The 22,641-nt window shown below is 31.4% G+C and carries 18 protein-coding genes; 11 read left to right on the top strand and 7 right to left on the bottom strand.

What is annotated here, in order from left to right:
* The first annotated feature begins 59 nt into the window (after positions 1–59).
* Positions 60–3,293 carry a M14 family zinc carboxypeptidase gene (locus tag Z054_RS30120; protein WP_024770109.1) on the top strand — a complete coding sequence of 1,078 codons (3,234 nt, stop codon included), beginning with the start codon at positions 60–62 and terminating at the stop codon, positions 3,291–3,293.
* A 96-nt stretch (positions 3,294–3,389) separates the two neighbouring features.
* Here the strand turns inward: Z054_RS30120 and Z054_RS0110955 are convergent, their stop codons facing one another.
* Together Z054_RS0110955 and Z054_RS0110960 are read right to left on the bottom strand one after the other, a co-directional pair.
* Positions 3,390–4,940 (bottom strand): hypothetical protein, encoded by a 1,551-nt coding sequence (locus tag Z054_RS0110955; protein WP_024770110.1) that lies wholly within the window; start codon positions 4,938–4,940, stop codon positions 3,390–3,392.
* Between the two features lie 77 nt (positions 4,941–5,017).
* Positions 5,018–5,878, bottom strand: coding sequence for an ABC transporter ATP-binding protein (locus tag Z054_RS0110960; protein WP_024770111.1), 861 nt, complete (start codon positions 5,876–5,878; stop codon positions 5,018–5,020).
* 351 nt (positions 5,879–6,229) lie between these two features.
* Here Z054_RS0110960 and Z054_RS0110965 point away from each other — a divergent pair, with 351 nt between their 5' ends.
* Genes Z054_RS0110965 through Z054_RS0110975 form a run of 3 tightly spaced genes read left to right on the top strand, consistent with a single transcriptional unit; the run spans position 6,230 to position 9,186 of the window.
* Positions 6,230–7,207, top strand: coding sequence for a sensor histidine kinase (locus Z054_RS0110965; RefSeq protein ID WP_024770112.1), 978 nt, complete (start codon positions 6,230–6,232; stop codon positions 7,205–7,207).
* Positions 7,208–7,921: a LytR/AlgR family response regulator transcription factor gene (locus Z054_RS0110970; RefSeq protein ID WP_024770113.1), complete on the top strand. Its 714-nt coding sequence runs from the start codon at positions 7,208–7,210 to the stop codon at positions 7,919–7,921.
* A complete protein-coding gene (locus Z054_RS0110975; RefSeq protein WP_024770114.1) occupies positions 7,918–9,186 on the top strand; it encodes a leucine-rich repeat domain-containing protein in 1,269 nt (422 codons plus the stop codon). The genes Z054_RS0110970 and Z054_RS0110975 overlap by 4 nt, the downstream gene beginning before the upstream one ends.
* 21 nt (positions 9,187–9,207) lie before the next feature.
* Here Z054_RS0110975 and Z054_RS0110980 read toward each other — a convergent pair whose 3' ends face one another.
* Both Z054_RS0110980 and Z054_RS0110985 read right to left on the bottom strand, forming a co-directional pair.
* Positions 9,208–10,296, bottom strand: coding sequence for an Ig-like domain-containing protein (locus Z054_RS0110980; protein ID WP_152538526.1), 1,089 nt, complete (start codon positions 10,294–10,296; stop codon positions 9,208–9,210).
* Between the two features lie 5 nt (positions 10,297–10,301).
* Positions 10,302–11,414, bottom strand: a complete 1,113-nt coding sequence (locus Z054_RS0110985) for a hypothetical protein (protein WP_024770116.1) — start codon at positions 11,412–11,414, stop codon at positions 10,302–10,304.
* Positions 11,415–11,599: 185 nt separating this feature from the next.
* On the opposite strand from Z054_RS0110985, the gene Z054_RS0110990 reads away from it, so the two are divergent.
* Both Z054_RS0110990 and Z054_RS30125 read left to right on the top strand, forming a co-directional pair.
* Positions 11,600–12,388: a helix-turn-helix transcriptional regulator gene (locus tag Z054_RS0110990; RefSeq protein WP_024770117.1), complete on the top strand. Its 789-nt coding sequence runs from the start codon at positions 11,600–11,602 to the stop codon at positions 12,386–12,388.
* Positions 12,389–12,496: 108 nt separating this feature from the next.
* The gene (locus tag Z054_RS30125) at positions 12,497–13,828 is read left to right on the top strand and encodes a S41 family peptidase (RefSeq protein ID WP_024770118.1); all 1,332 of its coding nucleotides are present in this window, start codon (positions 12,497–12,499) and stop codon (positions 13,826–13,828) included.
* 181 nt (positions 13,829–14,009) lie between these two features.
* Here Z054_RS30125 and Z054_RS0111000 read toward each other — a convergent pair whose 3' ends face one another.
* On the bottom strand, positions 14,010–14,219 hold the full coding sequence (locus Z054_RS0111000) for a hypothetical protein (protein WP_024770119.1): 210 nt from the start codon (positions 14,217–14,219) through the stop codon (positions 14,010–14,012).
* A gap of 115 nt (positions 14,220–14,334) precedes the next feature.
* On the opposite strand from Z054_RS0111000, the gene Z054_RS0111005 reads away from it, so the two are divergent.
* From Z054_RS0111005 to Z054_RS0111015, 3 genes are all read left to right on the top strand, one after another.
* Complete coding sequence (locus tag Z054_RS0111005) at positions 14,335–14,685, top strand: hypothetical protein (RefSeq protein ID WP_024770120.1); 351 nt, start codon at positions 14,335–14,337, stop codon at positions 14,683–14,685.
* A gap of 185 nt (positions 14,686–14,870) precedes the next feature.
* The gene (locus tag Z054_RS0111010) at positions 14,871–15,431 is read left to right on the top strand and encodes a TVP38/TMEM64 family protein (RefSeq protein ID WP_024770121.1); all 561 of its coding nucleotides are present in this window, start codon (positions 14,871–14,873) and stop codon (positions 15,429–15,431) included.
* Between the two features lie 23 nt (positions 15,432–15,454).
* Positions 15,455–15,994: a class I SAM-dependent methyltransferase gene (locus Z054_RS0111015; protein ID WP_024770122.1), complete on the top strand. Its 540-nt coding sequence runs from the start codon at positions 15,455–15,457 to the stop codon at positions 15,992–15,994.
* 105 nt (positions 15,995–16,099) lie between these two features.
* Here the strand turns inward: Z054_RS0111015 and Z054_RS0111020 are convergent, their stop codons facing one another.
* Together Z054_RS0111020 and Z054_RS0111025 are read right to left on the bottom strand one after the other, a co-directional pair.
* On the bottom strand, positions 16,100–16,810 hold the full coding sequence (locus Z054_RS0111020) for a LytR/AlgR family response regulator transcription factor (protein ID WP_024770123.1): 711 nt from the start codon (positions 16,808–16,810) through the stop codon (positions 16,100–16,102).
* Positions 16,807–17,922 (bottom strand): sensor histidine kinase, encoded by a 1,116-nt coding sequence (locus Z054_RS0111025; RefSeq protein WP_241461407.1) that lies wholly within the window; start codon positions 17,920–17,922, stop codon positions 16,807–16,809. Before Z054_RS0111025 ends, Z054_RS0111020 begins: the two co-directional genes overlap by 4 nt.
* A gap of 222 nt (positions 17,923–18,144) precedes the next feature.
* On the opposite strand from Z054_RS0111025, the gene Z054_RS0111030 reads away from it, so the two are divergent.
* Both Z054_RS0111030 and Z054_RS0111035 read left to right on the top strand, forming a co-directional pair.
* Entirely contained in the window at positions 18,145–19,032 is an 888-nt protein-coding gene (locus tag Z054_RS0111030) for an ABC transporter ATP-binding protein (RefSeq protein ID WP_024770125.1), read from the top strand.
* A gap of 3 nt (positions 19,033–19,035) precedes the next feature.
* Entirely contained in the window at positions 19,036–22,611 is a 3,576-nt protein-coding gene (locus Z054_RS0111035; RefSeq protein WP_024770126.1) for an ABC transporter permease/M1 family aminopeptidase, read from the top strand.
* Positions 22,612–22,641: the final 30 nt, after the last annotated feature.

A 22,641-nucleotide genomic window follows, 5' to 3' on the forward strand; every position in this document is an offset into this window, starting at 1 on the left:
TATTACACGATATCATTAAAACCTAAATATTAACTCAATTTAAATTACTCTTAAAACCAATGAAAAACAACATCATGTTAATGCTGTTGGTGTATTGCACCATGAGCATTTCTCTTTTTGCGCAAAAAAGTAATAAAGAGCTCGCTAATGAATACCTGAACCTAAAAGGAGAAGTAATTTTCAGCTTCACAATCAACAACAAATCAGAATTAAGTACTATTACCAAAGAATTAGCTATTGTTCATTTTGATGAAAACACAAATAGTGTTAAAGTAATGGCTAATAAAAATCAGTTTTCATCTTTTTTACAAAAAAAAGTTGCTTTTACAGTCATTTCAGAAGATAACATCATAGGATATAGAACTATGACTTCTGATTTAGCTATAAAAGCTGCTACGTTTCCACTTACTGCATATCCAACATATGGTGATTATGTAACAATGATGAATGATTTTGCTACTAGTAACCCGTCCCTATGTAAAGTAGAAAATATCGGAGCTACGGTTGAAGGAGATAAATCGCTACTGTTTGTAAAATTATCAGATAATGTAAATCAAAATGAGCAAGAACCCAGGGTAATGTATACTTCTTCTATGCATGGTGATGAAATAGCAGGTTATCCTATGATGCTTAATCTTATTGATTATTTACTTGGAGCTTATAACAATACAAGTCATCCAAAACATGCCGAGATTAAGAATCTTTTGGATAATAATGAGGTTTGGATTAATCCACTGGCAAATCCTGATGGTACGTATCGCAATAGCGCTAATAACACATCTGTTGCTAATGCTACCCGGGGAAATGCTAATAACGTAGATTTAAACAGAAATTACCCTGATCCAGATGACGGAGCACATCCAGATGGTAACAGTTATCAAACAGAGACAGTCGCTTTTATGAATTTTGCAGATACTAAACATTTTGTATTGTCTGCTAATTTTCATGGAGGAATAGAAGTATTTAATTATCCTTGGGATACATATGCTGGAGCACATCCTGATGAGGATTATTTTATACATATTTCTAAAGAATATAGAGATCACTGTCAGGCCAATAGTCCTTCTGGATATTTTACTGCATTAAATAATGGTATTACAAATGGGTATGCCTGGTATGAGGTACAAGGAGGGAGACAAGATTACCAGATATACAATCAAAAAGGAAGAGAAGTAACCGTTGAACTCTCTAATAACAAAACACCTGCTGCTAATCAATTAGTAAATTATTGGAACTATAATAGAGAAGCTCTTCTCGCATTTTTGAAACAAGTAAATTATGGTATCCGTGGAGTAGTAACTGATGCAGCAACCAACCAACCGATACAAGCTAAAGTAACAGTTGTAGGTCGTGAGAGTTATGATTCCTGGACACCGACAGAATTACCAGAAGGAGACTATTACAGACCTATTAAAGCAGGAACTTACAATATTTTGTATGAAGCAGAATGTTATGAACCACTTACTTTAACAGGAGTAACGGTAGCAGATTATGCTGCAGTGACTAAAAATGTTCAATTAACTCCTATAGGCGGAGTAGCACCAACAGGATTAGCAGCATCAAATATACAGCCTACGACGGCAACATTGAGCTGGAGTGCTAATTCTGGAGCTACATATGATGTAAGATATCGTGTGACAGGAAGTTCGAATTGGACAACCTTATCTTCAAATACAAATACGATTAACATAACCGGGCTAACCGCTACAACTCAATATGAAGCTCAGGTAAGAAGTAATTGTGCAGGAGGAGCAAGTTCTCCTTACGGTACTTTAATAAACTTTACAACCACAGATACTCAAGCTTGTACAGGGATAAATAGTTTTCCTTATACAGAAAGCTTTGAGACTGGTTTAGGGCTTTGGACTAATGCTACCGGAGATGATATTAATTGGACACGAGATTCTGGAGGAACTTCTTCATCTTCAACAGGACCTTCGTCGGCTCAAGATGGGACTTTTTACTTATATACCGAGGCATCTACAAATGTTACACCGCCAGGAAGTCCAAATAAAACAGCACTTCTTAATAGCCCTTGTATTGATTTAGCAATTCTTTCTGGTATTTCTTTAGAATTTGGATATCATATGTATGGATCCAATATGGGAGCTATGGAAGTCTTAGTAAGTACAAATGATGGAGCTAATTATACATCATTATGGACAAAAAGTGGAGATCTTGGAAATAGCTGGAACCAAGCTGCAATTGATCTTACTGCATATGCTGGATCTGTAATAAAATTACAATTTAAAGGCACTACAGGAACAAGTTTTAGAAGTGATATGGCAATAGATAATATTAGCATAAAATCTTCTGCTCCTGATACAGAAGCGCCTTCTATACCAACAGGGCTTACAACATCGTCAGTTACTTCGAGCACTATTGGGTTATCCTGGAATGCCTCGACAGACAATATTGGAGTGTCGGGATATGAAATATATCAGGGAGCTACTTTAGTTACTACAGCAACAAGTACTAGTTATACTGTTATTGGGTTGACTCCTAATACTACGTATACATTTTCTGTAAAAGCTAAAGATGCAGCAGGAAATACTTCTTCATCAAGTAATACAGCTAGTGGAACAACGTCGAATACTTCAACTACATATTGTGCTTCTAAAGGAAGTAATGTAAATTATGAATATATCGATTATGTGGGATTAGGTGGTATTGCAAATACGACAACTGCAAATGCTGGGTATGGAGATTTTACCAATTTGATTGCTAATATTGGGACAGGAACAAATACAATTGTAGTAAGTGCCGGTTTTGCAAATACGGCATACAGAGAATATTGGAGTATTTGGATTGATTATAATCAGAATGGTACTTTTGATAGTGCTGAGCAGATTGTATCAAACTTATCCAATAGTAGTGATAATCAGTCATTTAATTTTGATGTTCCTACTACAGCTGTAGCAGGTAATACAAGAATGCGTGTGTCTATGAAATACAGCACAGCATCTGGACCATGTGATACCTTTACTTACGGAGAAGTAGAGGATTATACCGTGAATATTAGCACAGCTTTGCTTTCTAAAGGAAATGATTCTTCTTTGGTAAATGATTTCATATTGTATCCAAATCCAATAAAAGAGGGAATGTTATTTATAAAAAATATGAATCAAAAAAATGTATCCTATAGAATTATCAATTATATGGGGCAAACGGTAATGGAAAATCAATTATCGGGAGATAAAATCAACGTAGCACGTTTATCTAATGGTATGTATTTTTTAGAGGTTAATACTGGCAATAAAACTATTACCAAAAAGTTTATTATAACTAAGTAATTTAGATAGATATAATAAAAGCTTCTGGAAGATAAATCTTCCGGAAGCTTTTTTGATTAAACCTGTTCGGTTTTTGGATTGAAGTACTGATCGTATTTATATTCTTTTCAATTCTATATTTCTAAGACCATAGCTAATGGTTAGTGATAGTATTGCCAGAATAGCAATACTGATGAGGTAGCTATATTGATGGTGTAATCCACCAAAATAATCGGTAAATGGTACTGCATTAATATTGGCATAGGTGATCATGAAGAATAAGATTTCGAATAACTTCTTTCCTTTAGTCAAAATCCCAGTTAGAACAGCAAGTGAAACAATAAAAAAGCCACCAAGTATAATAGAAGTAACATGCATGAAATCAAGCTGTATGATATACCTTAATACTAATGGTAAAGCAAGTAAAAGAGCCAATAGAATTCCAGATAGTACTTGAGATAACAAGAGTCTTTTGAGTGGTTGATACGAAGCAAAAGTAAAGAAATGTGTGCTAAATATTCTCTCTTTGGTCACCAATGAAGACCATCTGCCTACTTGTAAGAACCAGACTATAGGTAATATCATTTGATGAGCAATAGATAGAGGAGCAAAACATAACGCCAACATACCTGCAATATTTAGTATCCATAACCATTTATGCCCACTTCGTATGAGTAATATAAATTCAGTTTTTATAAGAGGTAATATTTTGAATGAGAGAGAGACTTTTGGAAGTTTGGAAATATCGATATCATTATCATTTTTAGTTTTTAAGAGTGTTTTCTTGTTTTTTAATTGAAAACGTTCTTTAACTCTAAACCTATGAAAAAACAGGGAAGCAAGACCTAGTAAAAGAATTCCAAAAATAATCCATCCCAAACGACTTAAAATATACCCTATAGGAAAATCAACTCCTTCAAAAACAAAATAATTAGCATCAGATACATTTCCTAATACAAACCCAATGTTTATTCCACCTAAATCTTTATGACCCACTATATTTCTTACCGTTTCTTCCATTTGAGATGTGATTATCTTAGTGCCAAATGCATCTAAATAAAAATTCTTTGATGTATCACTAGGTTTATAAATAGCCATTATCGAAAAAAGAAAGAAAAAAAGAATATTTTGAAGGATAGATTTTTGACCTAAAAAGACTTCAAACAATACCGCTAGTACCGAAATAAAAAACAAAGAAGGAATAGCAATAACACTGTATGGAATAATAAATTGAAGTATTTCAAAAGAAAACCCATCATTATATAAGAAGAATAGTATGATGCTCATTATAAATACGATAAATGCTATAGTAGACAATAACAAAAAGTTACTAATCGTTTTTGATAGGAGATATCCAAAATTTGAAACCCTTGTAGTGGCTATGATTTGACCTACTTTACTGCTTATGTCATTTTTGATCGTACCATTAACTAGATAAAAACCAACTAAAGAAAGAAAAACACTAGTCATAAGTGCTGTTACGTAACCTATCCACGAAGAGTTATAAAAACCTAGATAGTCTCCGATCCGAATGGTAGAATAACTAGCGCCAGGGGCAGGAATAAATGAATATGCCACAGCAAGACTAATACATAATGTGATCAAAAAAGCATAGCTACGAGTACGTTGTAAATAATCTGATTTTATTATAGTTATAAAATTTTTCATACGTTTAAATTTTAAACATTTCCTTTTATGAAAATGTATTTAAGTTTTTTTAATGTTCGTTTCATGAATTGATTATGTTATTTTTTGGTTGTATATAGATAAGCATCTTCCAGAGTTGCTTTACATGGTATTGCTGATTCTATATGTGTTTCAGATATATATCGTACGGTAATAGCCTCTTTTTTTCGAATGGTATTAAGGGTAATATGATGGTTTATAAAATTGGGCACATCTTCTTTATTCATTGTTATTTCAAACACTTTGTTTTTTACTGTATCAACAATAGTTTTCTGATTTCCCTGACATAATAGTTGGCCTTCTTTCATTATAGCTACCTGATCTGCTATAGTATCAATATCAGAAACAATATGTGAGGACAAAATAACAATACAATCATTGGCTAATTCTGAAATTAAATTTCTAAAACGTACACGTTCTTCAGGATCCAAACCAACGGTCGGTTCATCAAATAATAATATTTTTGGATGATTAAGTAGTGCCTGAGCGATCCCAATACGTTGTTTCATTCCTCCAGAATAATTACCTATAGGTTTTTTGGCTACTTCGGTTAGATTTAATCCTTCAAGGAGAAATGCAATTCTTTGTTTTAATTGTGTTCCCCCGATACCTTTTAGTGCAGCCATGTATTCTAAAAATTCGTAAGCATTCAAGTTAGGATACACTCCAAAATCTTGTGGTAGATACCCTAGTTGTTTTCGCATATAGTTAGGATCTTTTACAACGTTGTTTTTGTTTAATAAAATACTTCCATTTGATGGTTTACTAATAGTAGCAATCATTTTTAATAATGTGGATTTTCCTGCGCCATTAGGACCAAGTAATCCCAAAATACCATTCTCTATATTTAGGGAGTATTCTTTTAATCCATATTTATTGCTGTTGTATCTTTTGGATACGTTTTGTATATCTAGTTTCATTTGATTACTGTTTTAGTGGTTTTTGATACATTTTTACAATTCACTTTTTTAGATTGCAACGAAAGTTTTTATCATGCTAATAATAAATAGTACAATAAGAAGGCATAAGTTTTGAATTGATTTCATAATGATTGATTTTTGAATTAACACTTCAAAAGTGAGGGTAAACCAATACATTAAAAAGAAAGAATGATCAATGTGCTAGATTTAGTGATCAATAGTACTAAAGCTGAGTTTGTTCCCTACATCAGTATATTGAAGACGTTTACAGTCAAAAGAACTCCTTTGATCATTAATATCTGTGTTTTAGATGCATTTTCTAGTATTTTTGAGAATATTTAAAGAAAAAATATGCCCAAATTAGATCAATGGATAGATAATCGTTTTGTGCAGAATATTGCGGTATGGCTTTTTACCACATTAATTCTAGCAATGTCAATTCAGTCAGAAAACAGGCTTCTTACTGCTGTATGGGTAACGTTATACCTTATTGTTCCTGTGTATATAAACAACCTAAAAATACTACCACTATTTAACAGGAAAAATAAGCTTTTAGGAATTGGACTTTTCTGTCTCAATGCTTTTTTGTTTAGTTGTATTGCTGTTTTTTTTATGAGTAAACAGTTTCAAAAATTCGAATGGGCGATGCTATACAATCTTTTTTCTGTAATGGTTTTGGCCTTATTGTTTAGTTCAGCGATAAAGATTGCAAAAGATAGTTTTACTCGTAGACAAGAAATAAAAGATGCCGAATTAAAACTTTTGAAAGCACAGTTAAATCCACATTTTCTGTTTAATACACTAAATAATTTATACGGCTTATCTGTTGTAAATTCTGATAAACTACCAGGTTTAATGTTAAAGCTTTCAGATTTACTACGATATAGTTTATATGATACCAAAGAACAATTAGTTCCTTTACAAAAAGAAATTCAATACTTACAAAATTATGTGTCTTTAGAGCGTATACGCTTAGAAGATAAAACAGAGATAGAGCTAAATACTTATGGCGAAATGGTTACTTTAGATATAGCCCCAATGCTTTTGATTGTGTTTGTAGAAAATGCTTTTAAGCATTTGGCCATATCTAAAAAAGGAGAGAGTAGAGTGTCGATTACTATTGAGATAGTTGAAGGTGAATTATTGTTTACTTGTGTAAATACAGCTGATTATAGAGGAGGTGATGAATCTGATCTGGAAAAGGGGAAAAGCGGTATCGGTTTACAAAATGCAAAAAAACGATTGACTCTGATATATCCAGACAGACATACCCTGAGTATTAGTAAAAAGGAAGAAGAGTTTGAAGTTCAATTAACCTTAAAATTATAAATGGAGATTTTAAAATGTATTATCGCAGATGATGAGCCCATTGCACGTCAGATATTAGAAAATTATATTGAGCAAGTCCCCAATTTAGAAGTATTAGCATCTTGTAAAGATGCTTTTGAGGTTATGAAAATTCTTCAAAACCAATCTGCGGATGTTCTTTTTTTGGATATAAACATGCCAAAATTATCAGGATTAAGTTTGTTGAAAACAATGCAGAAACGACCAGATGTTATTATTACAACCGCATATCCAGAGTATGCTATAGAAGGGTTTGAATTGTCGGTAACTGATTATTTATTAAAACCTTTTTCGTTAGAACGTTTTATCCAGGCAGTTATAAAAATTCGGAAAAAAAATGTAACGGATACTACCGTAGTAGACCTTTCAGAAAAGGAAGAAATAGCCACTTCTGTTTTTGTGAAAAGTGATAAAAAATTAATTAAAGTACCTTTTAAAGATATTCAATACATAGAGGCTTATGGTAATTATATTAAAATTTTTACCGATACTATGATTTTAACTCCCAATACGTTATCAGATTTTTTTGATAAACTTCCTAAAGAAGATTTTATAAGAATTCATAAATCATTTGTCATTAATTTTAACGAACTAAAACTAATAGAAGGTAACCAGTTAATACTTAATAATACGACTACTTTACCTATTGGTAAATCCTACCGAAAACTGGTTTTAGATAAAATAGATGGAATATGATATTAGTCTTGGATATTTTTGATATGACAAAAAGGTCATTGATTTCTGTTTTAATACTAATATTAGTGTATTCTAGTGGTAGTGCTCAGAAAGATGTTTACCCTAGTTATATGATAAAAGCTTTTGAGAATAAAGAAAATATTGAATCTTTGGGTTTTGACAAAGGGGATCCCGTAATACCAGACTCTATAGGAGTTTTTAGCAATTTAAAAGATCTAAAAATATTTAGAAACCAACTGAGCGAATTGCCTGAGTCAATAGGAGAATTAACTAATCTAGAAGTGTTCTTCATTTTTGAAACTAACCTTAAAGAGCTACCAGATTCATTTACTAAACTAATCAAATTAAGAGATTTAAGAATTACGTATAGCAAGTTAAAGGAAATATCATATTTAATGAGATTAAAAGAATTAAGGACGCTTGATTTAGCAAATAATAATATAAGCCTTGTCCCAGAAGAGATTGGGAGATTGAGTCATTTATATTGGCTAGAATTTCATAATAATAGGCTGAGGTATCTTCCAGAATCTATTGGGGAGCTCGTGGAGTTAGAAATGTTGCGATTAAATAAAAACAAACTAAGAAAATTACCAGAGTCTATAGGTAATTTAAGAAATTTAGAAAAACTTGAGCTTTATAAAAATAAGCTCCGTGATTTACCAGATTCTTTTAAAAACCTGACTAGTCTCGAAACACTTTATTTACGTGATAATAAGTTCGATTCTCTACCTATCGTAATAGGAGAGTTAAAAGGGTTGCAATCACTTAGTATTGGAGGATTAAGACTTAAGACTGTTCCTGAATTCGTAAAAAAATTAACAGGGTTGAGATCAATAAGCTTACAAAGAAATAAATTAAAAGAGTTTCCTGAAGTGGTAAGTACGTTAGAAAATTTAGAAATTCTAGTTCTCAATCAAAATAAAATAAAAACCTTACCACAATCTTTAGCAAAATTAACGAAGCTTAAGAAAATATATTTATCAGATACAAAATTAGATAGTTTTCCTGATGTTATAAAAAATATGAAGATGTTGGAAGAGCTGGATTTAAGCAAAAACAATTTAAATAACATTCCAGATTTCATTGGTAATTTAAATAATCTGGAGGAATTAATCCTTAACAAAAATAAGTTGAGAAACTTACCTGAGACTATTAAACATTTAGTTAAGTTAAAAAGGCTAGAGATAACTAATAACAAACTTACAGAAGAAGAAAAACAAAAAATAAAAGAATTATTGCCAGAATCGTGCGAGATTTCCTTTTAAATCGAGATCAAAATCTACCTTTTATTTAACATTAAACTCCAGCTTATATTCAATAGGTAATTGTTTCATATCTGAAAGGCCAATTTCACTATCAAATAATCTATCTAAATTATTTCCTGCTAAATCTTCAATGTGAGTGTCAAACAAAATTTTGTAATTCCCTTTTTTCCAGGGATGTAATGGTGTAAAGGATAAAGTTGATTCGTGATCAGTATATTGCCAATTTCCATCAATTTTTTCTTCTTTTGCATTTATAATAGTTACACTATTTAGTGTACTACCATAATCTAGAGACTCATAACATGAAATCAATAAACGTGATTTAGAATTTACTTTTGGGAACTGTATTTTCCATGACTTTATATCGGGTTTTACACGATCGGCAATAGTGACTCTAAATGAGTGTATAAAGTCTTGCTGCATAGATATACCATTTGCGTCCTTCAATTTTTTTAAAACAACAAGTTTATATGTCTTTCCATTTTCAAAAACCGGACCTAATAACGTATTAGGTATTAAATCACGTTTTTGGCGTCCTGGTTCTATCCAAACGGTTAAAAGCTTCCCATTATCACTAATGAGAGCATTTTCTAAGGATAAAGTAGCATTGGATATAGTATCTCCTGTAGCATTTATGAATCGTATGTGGTCATAAACATAAGTTTCACTGATTGGGTGAGAGAATTGAATATACCATTTTAAGAGATTAGAAGGAAGAATTTTTGCCGAAGGGTAAATCGATTTTACAGAAAGATGTTTGTATTCTTCTGGAGTATCAAGTTCGAAATATTCTATTGCATCACGATATACTAATGTATATTTTTGATTCCATCCAAATGGTATTAACGGAATAAAACGTAGTACCGTTTTTTCCTGAATCAACTTACCTAATATTGGATTTACATTAGAAAGTTCTTCTTTAGGAATCTCACCTCTATAGACATAGAGGTTTCCCGAAGTTTTCGCATCTTTTTTTATAGTAATAAACTCCTTGTTAAAGGTAAATTCCGGAGATTTTTGAGCATACATCTCCAGAATAGAAAAGAATACTATTATAACGAAAAGTATAAAGTTTTTCACATTACTAATAAATAATACTTTTTTATTCAAAGTTGCTATTTCTCAAGCCACCAGCTATTTCCTTTTTTTAGAGCAAGATTTCCACTGGATTCTCTTTGAACAATAAGAAAACCAGTCTCTCCAAATTTATCTAATTGCTGTACATTAACAAAAGGTAGGTTTACATAATTTACTCCTTCAGCTGCACCTTTTTTAATAACCGGAGAAGTAAGAGAGCCATTGTAGGATTCCAGGTCAGTAAATTCCATTTTCATTAGTGGTCTGTTGCTATTGGCAATAAGTAAGTATCGTTGACCACCATTTTTGATTTCTACCATATCTACAGGGCTGTTACCACTTCCTAATTCTGCAATAGTTCTACCTTTATTATGTTTTCCGGGTTTAATGTTATCCATGGGGAAAATAACAAGAGGAGTACAGGTGTAACCAGCAATGATATGAGAACTACCTTTTATCGTAGTTGGTATAAATGCTTTTATAGGAGCATGAGTCTCATATTGACCATGCGCAGCATGATAAATCTCTAAAGAACCATAATCTTGTTTATCAGTGAAAGGAAAATCAACCGATCTGAAAGTAGAAGCAAATTCTTTATTACTTAGGCCAGAAAGCATTACTTTTCCAGAAGTATATTTGATATCTGCAACTGCCCATTTACGAAGTTTTCTACCTCGTTTATCTTTCGCTTCTTTATGAACTGGATCTATTAATGAAGTTTTGCTATGAGATATATTATCGAGGGAAACTTTTTTTAGCTTATTATTCTCAACGCGAAACAATAGTACATTACCCGAACTATGATGAACAGAGAGGTAAATATTATTATTTTCTGGATTAACTACCATATCTGTGATTTGTATCTGATCGATGGCAGTGCCCAACATATCAGCAATTAATTTATCAAGAAAATCAATCTTCACCGTACTATTATCAACTTTTGGATGGGTACTTAGATCTATTGCAACAATTTGTGCAGATTTGCTATCACCAATAAACAAAATACCTTCTGGTCCAAAGGTCATCGAATTGATAGAAGTAATACCAGGGTCACCGGTTTTAAAATTTGCTTTTAAAGAAGAATTAGCCAGAATAGGGTTTTCTAAAAAAGAAAGGATCAATAAAAGAACGAACGTTATTAATGTTTTCATAATGTTTGATTTATAGAATGATCAAAGTTCTTAAATGTAGGAAAAAAGAGCTATGTCCACAGTTAAAGAAATGCCAATATGAATTCTAATTTTTTAAACTATTTTAATGGCATTATATTTGTTTCTATACAATTCATGAATTTGATATTTTAGAAAGAAAGATTCATTTTTTGGCGATATACATTATGATTGCATTAAAAACTAAAGAATTTTTAGGAAAAACGACAGAGCAGTTTTCTTTTGAAAGTTATGATATTTCTATGGTAAAATATCACAAACCGGTTTCAGAAGATTGGCATTCTCATGAAAAATATCACCTTTCGTTGGTCTTGCAAGGAGGTAATCTAGAATCACGAAAAGGAAAAGACATTCAAGTCCTTCCAGGAAGTATCATACTGTATGATAAGTTAGAAGTACATAGAAATAGACATACCGCATTTCCGTCTGAGAATTTAAATATAGAAATTGATGATTCTTTTTTTGTGAAAAATGAACTGTCAACCTCGGATTTTAGGAGTTCTATTCTTAAAAATACTGCTGTTCAATTTCAATTACTAAAAATATATAAGGAATTAAAGATAGATGATATATCTTCTTCAGATTCTATTCACTCATCGTTACTAACATTATTTTCGGGATATACCAAGGTCATTGATTATAAACCTCTTTGGGTTGATGCTATTCGAGAGCTATTATGTGATCGATGGGACGAATTTATTACATTAACAGAGTTATCACAAAAACTACAGATACATCCAGTTACAATTTCCAGATACTTTTCAAAATATTTTAATTGTACACTTGGAGAGTATATGCGCAGGATTAAAATTGAAAAAGCAATTTTGTTCTTAAAACACACTAACAAGCCTCTTACCGAAATTACATTTCTGTGTGGTTTTTTTGATCAAAGTCATTTTTCTAAAACTTTTAAACTCTGTACCGGGTTTAAACCGAATGAATTTAGAAGAATATAGAGGAGTGTGCTCCCGAGGTTAATTTCATCCTATTTTTCATGATTCTTTATTTGTTAATTTACATATGGCAAAAAGATCATTTGTCGATAATTAATAATTTCAACTTTCATGAAACAAACAGTATTACAGAAAAGTAAAATGGTAATCGCATTTCTTTTCATCACAACATTTCTTTTTGCTCAATCTAATAATGATATCATTAAAGAAGCGCAAAAGCTATTAGAAGATAATTATATCTTCTTAGATAAAGCAAAAGAAACCAATGCTCATTTGGATGCATTGATGAAAAAAGGTTTTTTTGATGATAAGTCACCATCAGATTTTGCTAAAGCATTCACCAAGGAGTTACGAAAAATCACAAAAGATAAGCATCTACGCTTTTTATCTCCCAGACCACCAGAACAATCTCAAGAAGATACAAAAGCTTCTTTTGTACAAAACTTATCTAGATATAGACCTCCTATGTTAAGGGGATTTAAACTTATGAAAGCAAATATCGGTTATATAGACCTTGCTTATTTTGGTGGTTCTGAGGAACATTTGGCAAAAATAGATCAGGTTATGAATGATATGCTTATAGCAGATGCTATAATTATAGATATGAGAAGAAATGGAGGAGGAAGTCCAACAACAGTAAATTATTTATCGAGTTACTTCTTTAATGAGAAATTATTATTAAACACTATTTATTCGCGTGCTACTGATCACACCGAAGAATTATGGGTTGCAGATGTAAAAGGTGTTAAAAGACCTAAAGTGCCTGTTTATATTCTAACAAGCGATTATACATTTTCTGGTGCCGAAGATTTTTCATATACTATGCAAAGTAGAGGTAGAGCTACTATAATAGGGGAAATTACAGGAGGAGGAGCACACCCAACGAGAGGTTTTTCTTTGCCAAATGGATTTAGGATTGCTATACCTTTTGCAAGAACTATAAACCCGGTTACCAAAACCAATTGGGAAGGTGTAGGAGTACAACCAGATATAAAAATGTCTGCAAATAAGGCTTTGGAAAAAGCAAAAGAACTAGCATCAGTAAAAGCTGTGACATATAAAGATTCTTTTTTTGAGCCTTTAGAAAAAACTCTTGCAACCATAGAAAAAAATAAAACAACGAACCAAGAATCTAAAGCAGATATACACAAGCAACTTATTTTATTGACCAAAACAGGTATGATAAATGAAAGTGAAATTAATGCAATGGGGTATTATTATCTTCAAAATAATAAACCACAAACAGCTTTAATAATTTTTGAATCTAATACTCAGTTATTTCCCGATTCTGCAAACGCCTGGGATAGTCTTGCTGAAAGTCATTTGGGGTTAGAAAATAAAGAAAAAGCAATTGAATATTATGAGAAAGCAATTAAAATGGATCCCAAGGGAGGAGTAGGAGAAAATGCAAGAGGAATGCTAAAAAGGATTAAGTCGCAATAGTTATGTAAAGTAATACATATGTGATTATTAAGTGTACTATTAAAATCACAAAACAAAACGTCAGGTTAGTTCTAATTTTTATAGAATTAACCTGGCGTTTTGTTTTATACCTATATCAAACCTTGTATCCAATACTTAAACCTAACTATGGATTGGCCCAAATAGAAGAGAAGAAGTAAAATTATTTCTCTTTATGGTCAATAATATCTCTTATTTCTACTCCCATATAATCGGCAATTTTCTTTAGCCGCTCAAAATCTTTTACCAGATCTTTTCGCTTAACCACATAATCTCCTGCCTGTGGACTAACTCCTAAAGCTTTTGATATGCCGTATACCGTTTTAGCTCCTTTACTTTTTCTAAGGAGCCTTTTTAATTTCTTATTAATCATAAAAACAAATATACATATAACATTTGATTAATCAAATAAATTTTTATTAAAAAAATATTTGAATATTAAAAAAATGTTTGTATATTTGTAGCATACAAATTCAAATCATCAAACTATGAAACTTTTATTTGCAACAGTACTATTTTGCGTGTCTATCGGAAATGCAACTCCCTCTAAAACAGAACCTCGTACTGATAAAAAAGAGAAAACAGAACGTAAAAAAGAAGTTGAAAAGAAAACATCATTGAACAAAAATGTTCACTCTCTGAAAAAATGGAAAATGACGATTGAATATGTTAATGGTAATACGATATCGAAGACGATTGTTGTAAGCAAAAACTCACGTCTAAGTGCATTACAAACTGCTTTTGAAGAAGCAGAGAAGCACTTAAAAAATATAAAAAACGTAAAAGAATACAATATATCTCCTGTAACCAGTTCTTATGTGCTATTAGCAGGTGATTAAGAATTAATCAGTAACCCCTGAACTTACCTATTTTAATAAAAAAAGAAGCCACATTGTGTGGCTTCTTTTTTTTATGAATCAAACGGAATATTTATAAATTGGTACGAAACAAGGATTTTTTTATAATGAAGTGGTTTAATGTGTAACTATTTTTGAACATATTCGTCATATTTTAAACGACCAAGATGTCATCAAAGCTTCAATACATAATAAAGTACACCTGGATAGGTCTTGTTGCTATATGTTTGTTGATATATTTTATTTACCCAGACCTGTTTACAAAAGAAAAAATCGCTTCTTTTGTAGGGCAGTTTCATAAATATGCTTGGATGGCTTATTTTTTAATACATATTATAAGAGGTTTTATCTTATTACCCAGTACACCTTTAATTTTTGCTGGCGTATTATTGTTTCCCAATAATTTAGTTTGGGTGCTCATTATCTCTTTAACGGGGATTCTTGCATCATCATTACTAATCTATTTTTTTTCGAATAGACTGGGTTTTTCTAATGTATTTAAAAGAGATAATACTAAATTTAATCTTATAGAAAATAGATTATTGGGTAAAAATGGTTATTTATATATTATCCTCTGGTCTTTTATTCCGATAGTACCTACGGATTTAATTTGTTACCTATCCGGTGCTATTAAAATCAAAATTCCAGTATTTATAACCTCCATTTTATTAGGAGAGTTGGTTTTATGTTCAATTTATATCTTTGGTAGCGCATTCATCATCAATTAGAAAACAATCATAATCAAAAAATCATGTCAAACTTTTTCACAATTACTGCTTTAAAAAACCTAAAACAAACAGGAAGCTTATTTCGAAGTTCTAAAACATTAGCAAATAAACTTGTTGAACCTTTGGGTAATAATAAAGATTTGGTAGTAATTGAGTTAGGTGCTGGTGATGGAATAATTACGAAACAAATTTTAAGCAAAATAGGAGGGAATTCTTATTTACATTCCTTTGAAATAAACCTTTCATTTGTACCTATATTAGAGAATATAAATGATGAACGTTTAACGATACATAATACATGTGTATCTAATTTAGCTACTATTTTTTCTGAAAATAAAGTAGATTTTGTAGTGTCTTGTTTGCCTTTAGCGAATATTGAACATACTTTTAAAAAACAACTAATCGAAGATGTGAAATTTATACTCAAAGATAACGGAAGCCTGATTCAGTATCAATATTCTAAAAAAGATTTAGAGTTTTTAAAAAACAACTTTGCAGATACAAGCACAACGCTTTGTATTAAAAATATTCCACCAGCATTTATTTATAATTGCAAAAACTAAATACCATTATTTTTTAGTGTAGTACAGATCTATATCAATTACAACCTAACTTAATTTCTAAGATAAATTATATTTTCTTTCTTTCCTCTTAAAATTAATACACTTCTATCCATTAGAACTATACAGCTTATAAATACTACTCTTATATGTCTGGCCTATAGGGATTTTGTGAGTATCGATCAAGATTCTATTGCCCTCAATAGTTTCTATTTTATCGATAGCAACAATAAAAGATTTATGAACTCGTATAAAGTTATCTTTTGACAAAACCTCTTCCAGAGATGATATTTTTTCATGACTAACGATCATACCTTCATTAAGATAGAGTTTTGTGTAATTTCCATAAGCTTCAATAAACAAAATTGTTTCTGTAGCTATTTGATGATATTTTTTGTCTCCTTTTATAAAGAAGCGAGTTTGTTTTACAGTAGGAGATGGTTGTGGTGTGGTTGTATTATTTTTTACAACCGTATTAATAGTCTTATTGATAGCTTTTACAAATCGCTCAAAAGGAAAAGGTTTTAATAAGTAATCTGTGATTTCTAGCTCATAACCTTCGATAGCAAACTCTTTATACGCCGTTGTAACAATAACCTTAGGAGGGTTAGATAGTGTTTTTAAGAACTCAAAACCTGACAATTTTGGCATATTAATATCTAAAAATATAAGATCTACCTGTTCTTGATTAAGCATTTGCATTGCCTCGAAAGCATCATAACAGTTACCAGCTTTTTCCAGATGTGGTAAATTATTGCAATACCCTTCGATAATACGATGTGCAATAGGTTCGTCGTCTATAATAATGTATCGTATCATTGTATATCTATCTCTAAGGTTGTCTTGTAAACGGTTTTGTCTTTTTCGATAAGTAGTTTATGTTTTTTTGGATAAATAAGTTTTAACCTGTCTTTTAAATTATCCAATCCAATCCCATGTTGACTAGTTTCTTTTGGTTCTTCATAATTATTTTCAATACAAAATGAAATAATATCGTCTTTGGCTGTTAAATTAATATGAATATAAGCATCTTTTGTTAATCGTTCTACGCCATGTTTAAAAGCATTTTCTAGCAAAATGATAAACAACAAAGGTGCAATCTTATCATCTTCATCATAAGTATAATCAAATGTTATAACCACTTTTTTTTGATACCGTATTTTATGTAATTCTATATAATTCTCTAAATATTTGATTTCATCTTTTAATGATACAACATCTTGCTTACCTTCATAAATAGTATATCGCATCATATCAGATAGTTTTAGAACTACTTCTGGAGCACTATCAGATTTTTCTACTGTTAAGCCATATAAATTATTTAATGTATTAAAAAAGAAATGTGGATTTACCTGGCTTTTTAATAAAGCCAACTCAGCTTTCCCTTTTTCTGCTTTCAATGTCTTTAGCCATTTCCATTGCTCAAATAACCAAAGCATAATTAGAATGGGTATAGGTAATGTAAGAATAATGAATGCAATATCTTTTTCATCATTTAAATAAGTGTCTAAGTTTTTAGAAAACAAGCGAACATAAAAGAAATAGGATATTGCAATTGTATAGATTACTAGAATGAACAGCTTATATTTCTTAAAAAATGAAGAAAATAACACATAAAAAACACCTAGCCAGAACAATGTAATTAGAAATATAACGATAGGGTTATCTGGGATTTTCCAATAACTATCTACTGTAATGGCTACTATGAGTAAAAGTATTAGTCCAAGTATTTTGTATACTACAATTTTATTTTTCTTAAAATATTTGAATTTATAAATAGGAAGTGAGGTAACGAACCACCAAAATGTAAAAATGACAATAACCTCTATATACTCATCTTCCGGAATTTTAATGAACCCTATATATTCTAAATATAGTATTGTAAAGAAGACCACAAAAAAACCAATTAGAAAAGCTTTATATTTTTTCAAAAATGTAATCATATCCACAAAAATACTGATGTTATAGTGTCTTGACAATAAATTTGATGAACGATACTTTTTTTTGCATAAACACTTTCTTTTTTTGAATCAACCTTATTTGTATCTATTATACATGTTTGTATTGATTTTTTTAGTGTAGTGGTCATAAAAGTTGGTTAGTGATCTCATTTCCGAATAGGTTCGTATCAGAAATCATTAATTAATCAAACTATGAACAGATTACATATTCAAAATTTATCTAAGACGTATCCTAATGGAGTAAAAGCTCTGGATAATGTTTCTTTTACTATTACAAACGGAATGTTTGGATTATTAGGTCCTAACGGGGCAGGAAAGTCATCTTTAATGAGGACAATTGCCGCTTTGCAGGAACCTACATCGGGTACTATAATTTTTAATGATAAAAATATTGTTAGCAACCCCCAGGAAATTAGAAATCATTTAGGGTATTTACCGCAGGAATTTGGGGTGTATCCTAAGATCAGTGCCCAAAATTTACTTCATCATATTGCTGTTCTAAAAGGAATATCCAGCAAAAGTGAACGTAAGGATCAGGTAGAAGCACTGTTACAACAAACAAACTTATATCAACATCGCAAAAAAGCAGTACATACGTTTTCTGGAGGTATGCGTCAACGTTTTGGAGTAGCCCAAGCTTTATTGGGTAATCCGCAACTCATTATTGTAGATGAACCTACTGCAGGATTAGATCCCGAGGAACGTAATCGATTTTTGAACTTATTAAGTGAGATAGGGGAGAATGTTATTGTTATTCTATCAACTCATATCGTAGAAGATGTTCGCGATTTATGTGCAAATATGGCTATCATGGGTGAAGGAAAAATTATAAAACAAGGCAACCCCATAGAGCTTACAAAAACATTAGTCGGAAATGTCTGGACAAAAACCATAACAAAAGAAGATCTCCAGTTTTATAAAGAGCAGTTTAATGTAATCTCTACACGACTAGTTTCTGGAAAAACACAGATTCAGGTTTTTGCCGAAACAACTCCTGAAAAAGGATTTGAAACTATGAAACCTGATCTTGAAAGTGTGTATTTCTCTACATTATTTAATAATCAACCTATAAAAAGCTAAGTTATGTTAATCTCCTTATTACGTTTTGAAGCCAGTTATCAACTTAAACAAAAGGCTTTTATTGGTTTTATTATTATTTTTCTTGCTTTTGGGTTCATATTAGGAAGCCAGGGTAATGGTTTGGCTAAAGTAAATCTTAACTCTGCATACCAGATTAGTTATAATATTGCTTTATTATCATTAGGATGTGAGTTTGCTATTATGTTTTTTGTCATTAGCGGAGTGTTACGAGATAAACAATATCGGATGGAAGCCATAATGTACAGTACATCGATAAAAAAGAACCACTTTTTCATTAGTAGGTTTCTTGGAGTATTATTATTCAGTTTACTGGTTTTTACCATGACACTGGTTGGCTTTGCATTAGGGACATATATGCCGGGTTTGGATCCAGAACGTTTAACTTCTTTTCATTTAGATTATTATCTGTGGACATGGCTACTCATAGTTTTGCCTAATGTTTTTATTTGTACTGCATTTGTTTTTTCGGTTAGCGCGTTTAGCAAGAATAATATCGCTACATATATTAGTGCAATTACGATATATGCACTATACTGGATTTGCTCTATTTTTTTTAATTCCCCTTTGTTAGCTGCCGCAACACCCGCATCACCAGAAAATATGATTATAGCAGCGTTGGCAGATCCGTTTGGGATTTCAGCTTTTTTTGAACAAACTCAATACTGGACTCCTTTCGAAAAAAACACACGATTACTTTCTTTTTCTGGTAATTTTCTTTGGAACAGAATTTTCTGGGTTTCAATATCATTAGTGGTATTAAAAATAACGTACACCTATTTTTCTTTTAAGAAATTAAAGCAAAAAAGTAAAAGAGCCATACTTATTGAAGAAAAAGAAATAGTAAAGAAAGCATACAAACCCATTTATACTATAACAGCGACTATAAAGGCACATGTAGCAAGTTTTAAATCTTTATTGAGAATCGAACTTACCAATGTGTTTAAGAGCCTACCTTTTATAGCTATTATACTGATTTGGATAGTTATTGTTGTTACTGAAATTTACTCAAGAGTTAATCAAGGAGGAGCATATAATGATAGTTTATACCCAACAACAGACTTGCTTATTTGGTTGATTAAAGATCCGTTACCATTTTTAGGATTATTACTAATTGTATTTTATAGTGGTGAATTAGTTTGGCGCGAACGTAGCTTGCAATTTAGTGGTATAATTGATGCTACCCCAGCTTCGAATATGGTATTCTTTTTATCAAAAGCCATTACACTTATTCTACTACCGGTTATATTGATCGCAATAAGTATTCTTATCGCTATTGGTATTCAAATAACAAAAGGCTATTATATTTTTGAAATTTGGCAGTACCTCTCTATGTTTTATTATTCGGGAATGACCTTTCTCTTTTATATTTTATTAGCACTATTCATTCAAAGTTTATCGCCTAATAAATATGCAGGTATGGCAATTACAGGGCTGATTATTATCTTTTTTGGTAGTTCTCTTGCTTCATTAATAGGAATTGAACATCCATTACTTCGGATAGGAAGTTTCCCAGCTATAGAGTATACCAATATGACAGGGTATGGAGATTATACAAAACCTTTTCATTATTATGCTATGCATTGGACTACACTAGGTTTGATATTAATGTTATTGTCTTTTAAATTATGGCAACGAGGTACCACCCATAAGTTTGCTTTCAGATTAAAACAACTTCGATATCATTGGAAAAAATGGCAACTTACAACACTTGTTTTCTTTGGGATAGTATTTATTACTTCGGGAGCTACTATATATTACAATAGAAATATTATAAACGAATATGTTACAGTAAGCGATAATTTAGATTTCCGTGAAACATATGAAAAAAAATATAAGAAATATGATGTCCCCAGACAGCTCGTTCCGGTAGCAATAAAAACCAAAGTGGATATATATCCAGATGAGAATTTCTATACTATTAAGGCTGATTATATACTCGAAAACAGAGGAGAAAAGGCTTTACAAGAATTCTTTATTTATGAAAGAATTCCTGTTACCAACATGTCTATAGAAAATGCAATATTACAAAAACATGATAGTGTTTACGATATTCGAATTTTTAGATTCGAAGAACCTTTGGCTCCGGGAGAACAGATAAAATATACCTATGAACTAACCTATCAAAAAAAGGGGTTTGAAACCAGTACTATTTTGGTTAATAACGGGTCATTTATACAGCATAGTAATTTTGAACCAATTTTGGGATACACTACGAGTTTTGAAATCACAGATTCGTTTGAAAGAGAAAAGCGTGGGTTACCAAAACAAATAGAGGATGAAAACAATGCTAGCCATTTTAGTGCTGTTGATGCATCATATGTTAAATTACCATACGAAACAGTGGTATCTACACAAAAAGATCAAACTGCTATAGCAACTGGAGAATTGATAAAAAGCTGGCATGAAAACGACAGAAACTTTTATCATTATAAATCATCTCATGACATTATTCCTTTTTTGGCTTACTATTCGGGAGCTTATGAGATCGAGAAAGAAAACTATAAAGGAGTAGAAATCGAACAATATTATCACCCGGGACATGAGTATAACATCAATACTATTTCTAAGAGTACCAGACAAACTTTAGATTATTGTCAAAAACACTTTATAGATTATAAGTTTGATCATATACGAATTGCAGAAATACCAGGACATTGGCGGTTTGGAGGGCAAGCGCAACCAGGTACCATTGCAATGGTAGAAGATCGATTATATCTCACTGATAATCGCAATACAGACAATTTTGATCTAGTAGCCAAACGAACTATTCATGAAGTCGCACACCAATGGTGGGGGCATATGCTTACTCCTAAAAATGTAGATGGTGGAGGATTAATTACCGAAGGATTAACCAAATACACCGAAGCAGTTATTATGGAAAAATACTATGGTAAAAAGGCAATTTGGCAATTAAGTAAATCAGCAAATACACGTTACTTTTCTGGTCGCTCTTATGCTACTGATCCAGAACCTCCTTTATACCTGGGAGAAGGCCAATCTTATTTATTGTACGGAAAAAGTTATGTATCTCTACTTGCTCTAAAAGATTTGATCGGAGAGCATAAGATGAATGAAGCAATGAGAAGACTGGCAATCAAGTACAAAGACGAAAAAGAATCTAAAGTTACATCAACAGAGTTATTAAACGAGTTTTATGCGGTTACACCCGAGGAGTATCATATTTTGATTGATGATTGGTTTAAGCGTATTATCACATATGATTTAAAAATTGAAAATGCTGAAGTTACAGCACTTACTAATGGCAAATATGAAGTTACTATAGACATTTTTGCAAAACGTTTTGAAACAAAAGAAAATGGAGAAGCAGTAGCGATTTCGATAGATGAACCTATTCAACTTGGGATGTTTTCAAAAGACCCGAGTACAATTGATAATCAAGACTCGATAGTATACTTAAAACCGCATCAGATTAATGCAAATCAAATGCAGTTTAAACTTCTCGTAGATGAGATTCCACAATATATCTCGATTGATCCTTTTGGTACTCGCTTGGATGCAAATAATGTTGATAACACCAAGAGACCAGTATCTAAATGATTAATTTATGATATGGTAAAAAATAATGGG

The organism is Aquimarina macrocephali JAMB N27 (assembly GCF_000520995.1).
Classification (GTDB): Bacteria; Bacteroidota; Bacteroidia; order Flavobacteriales; family Flavobacteriaceae; genus Aquimarina; species Aquimarina macrocephali.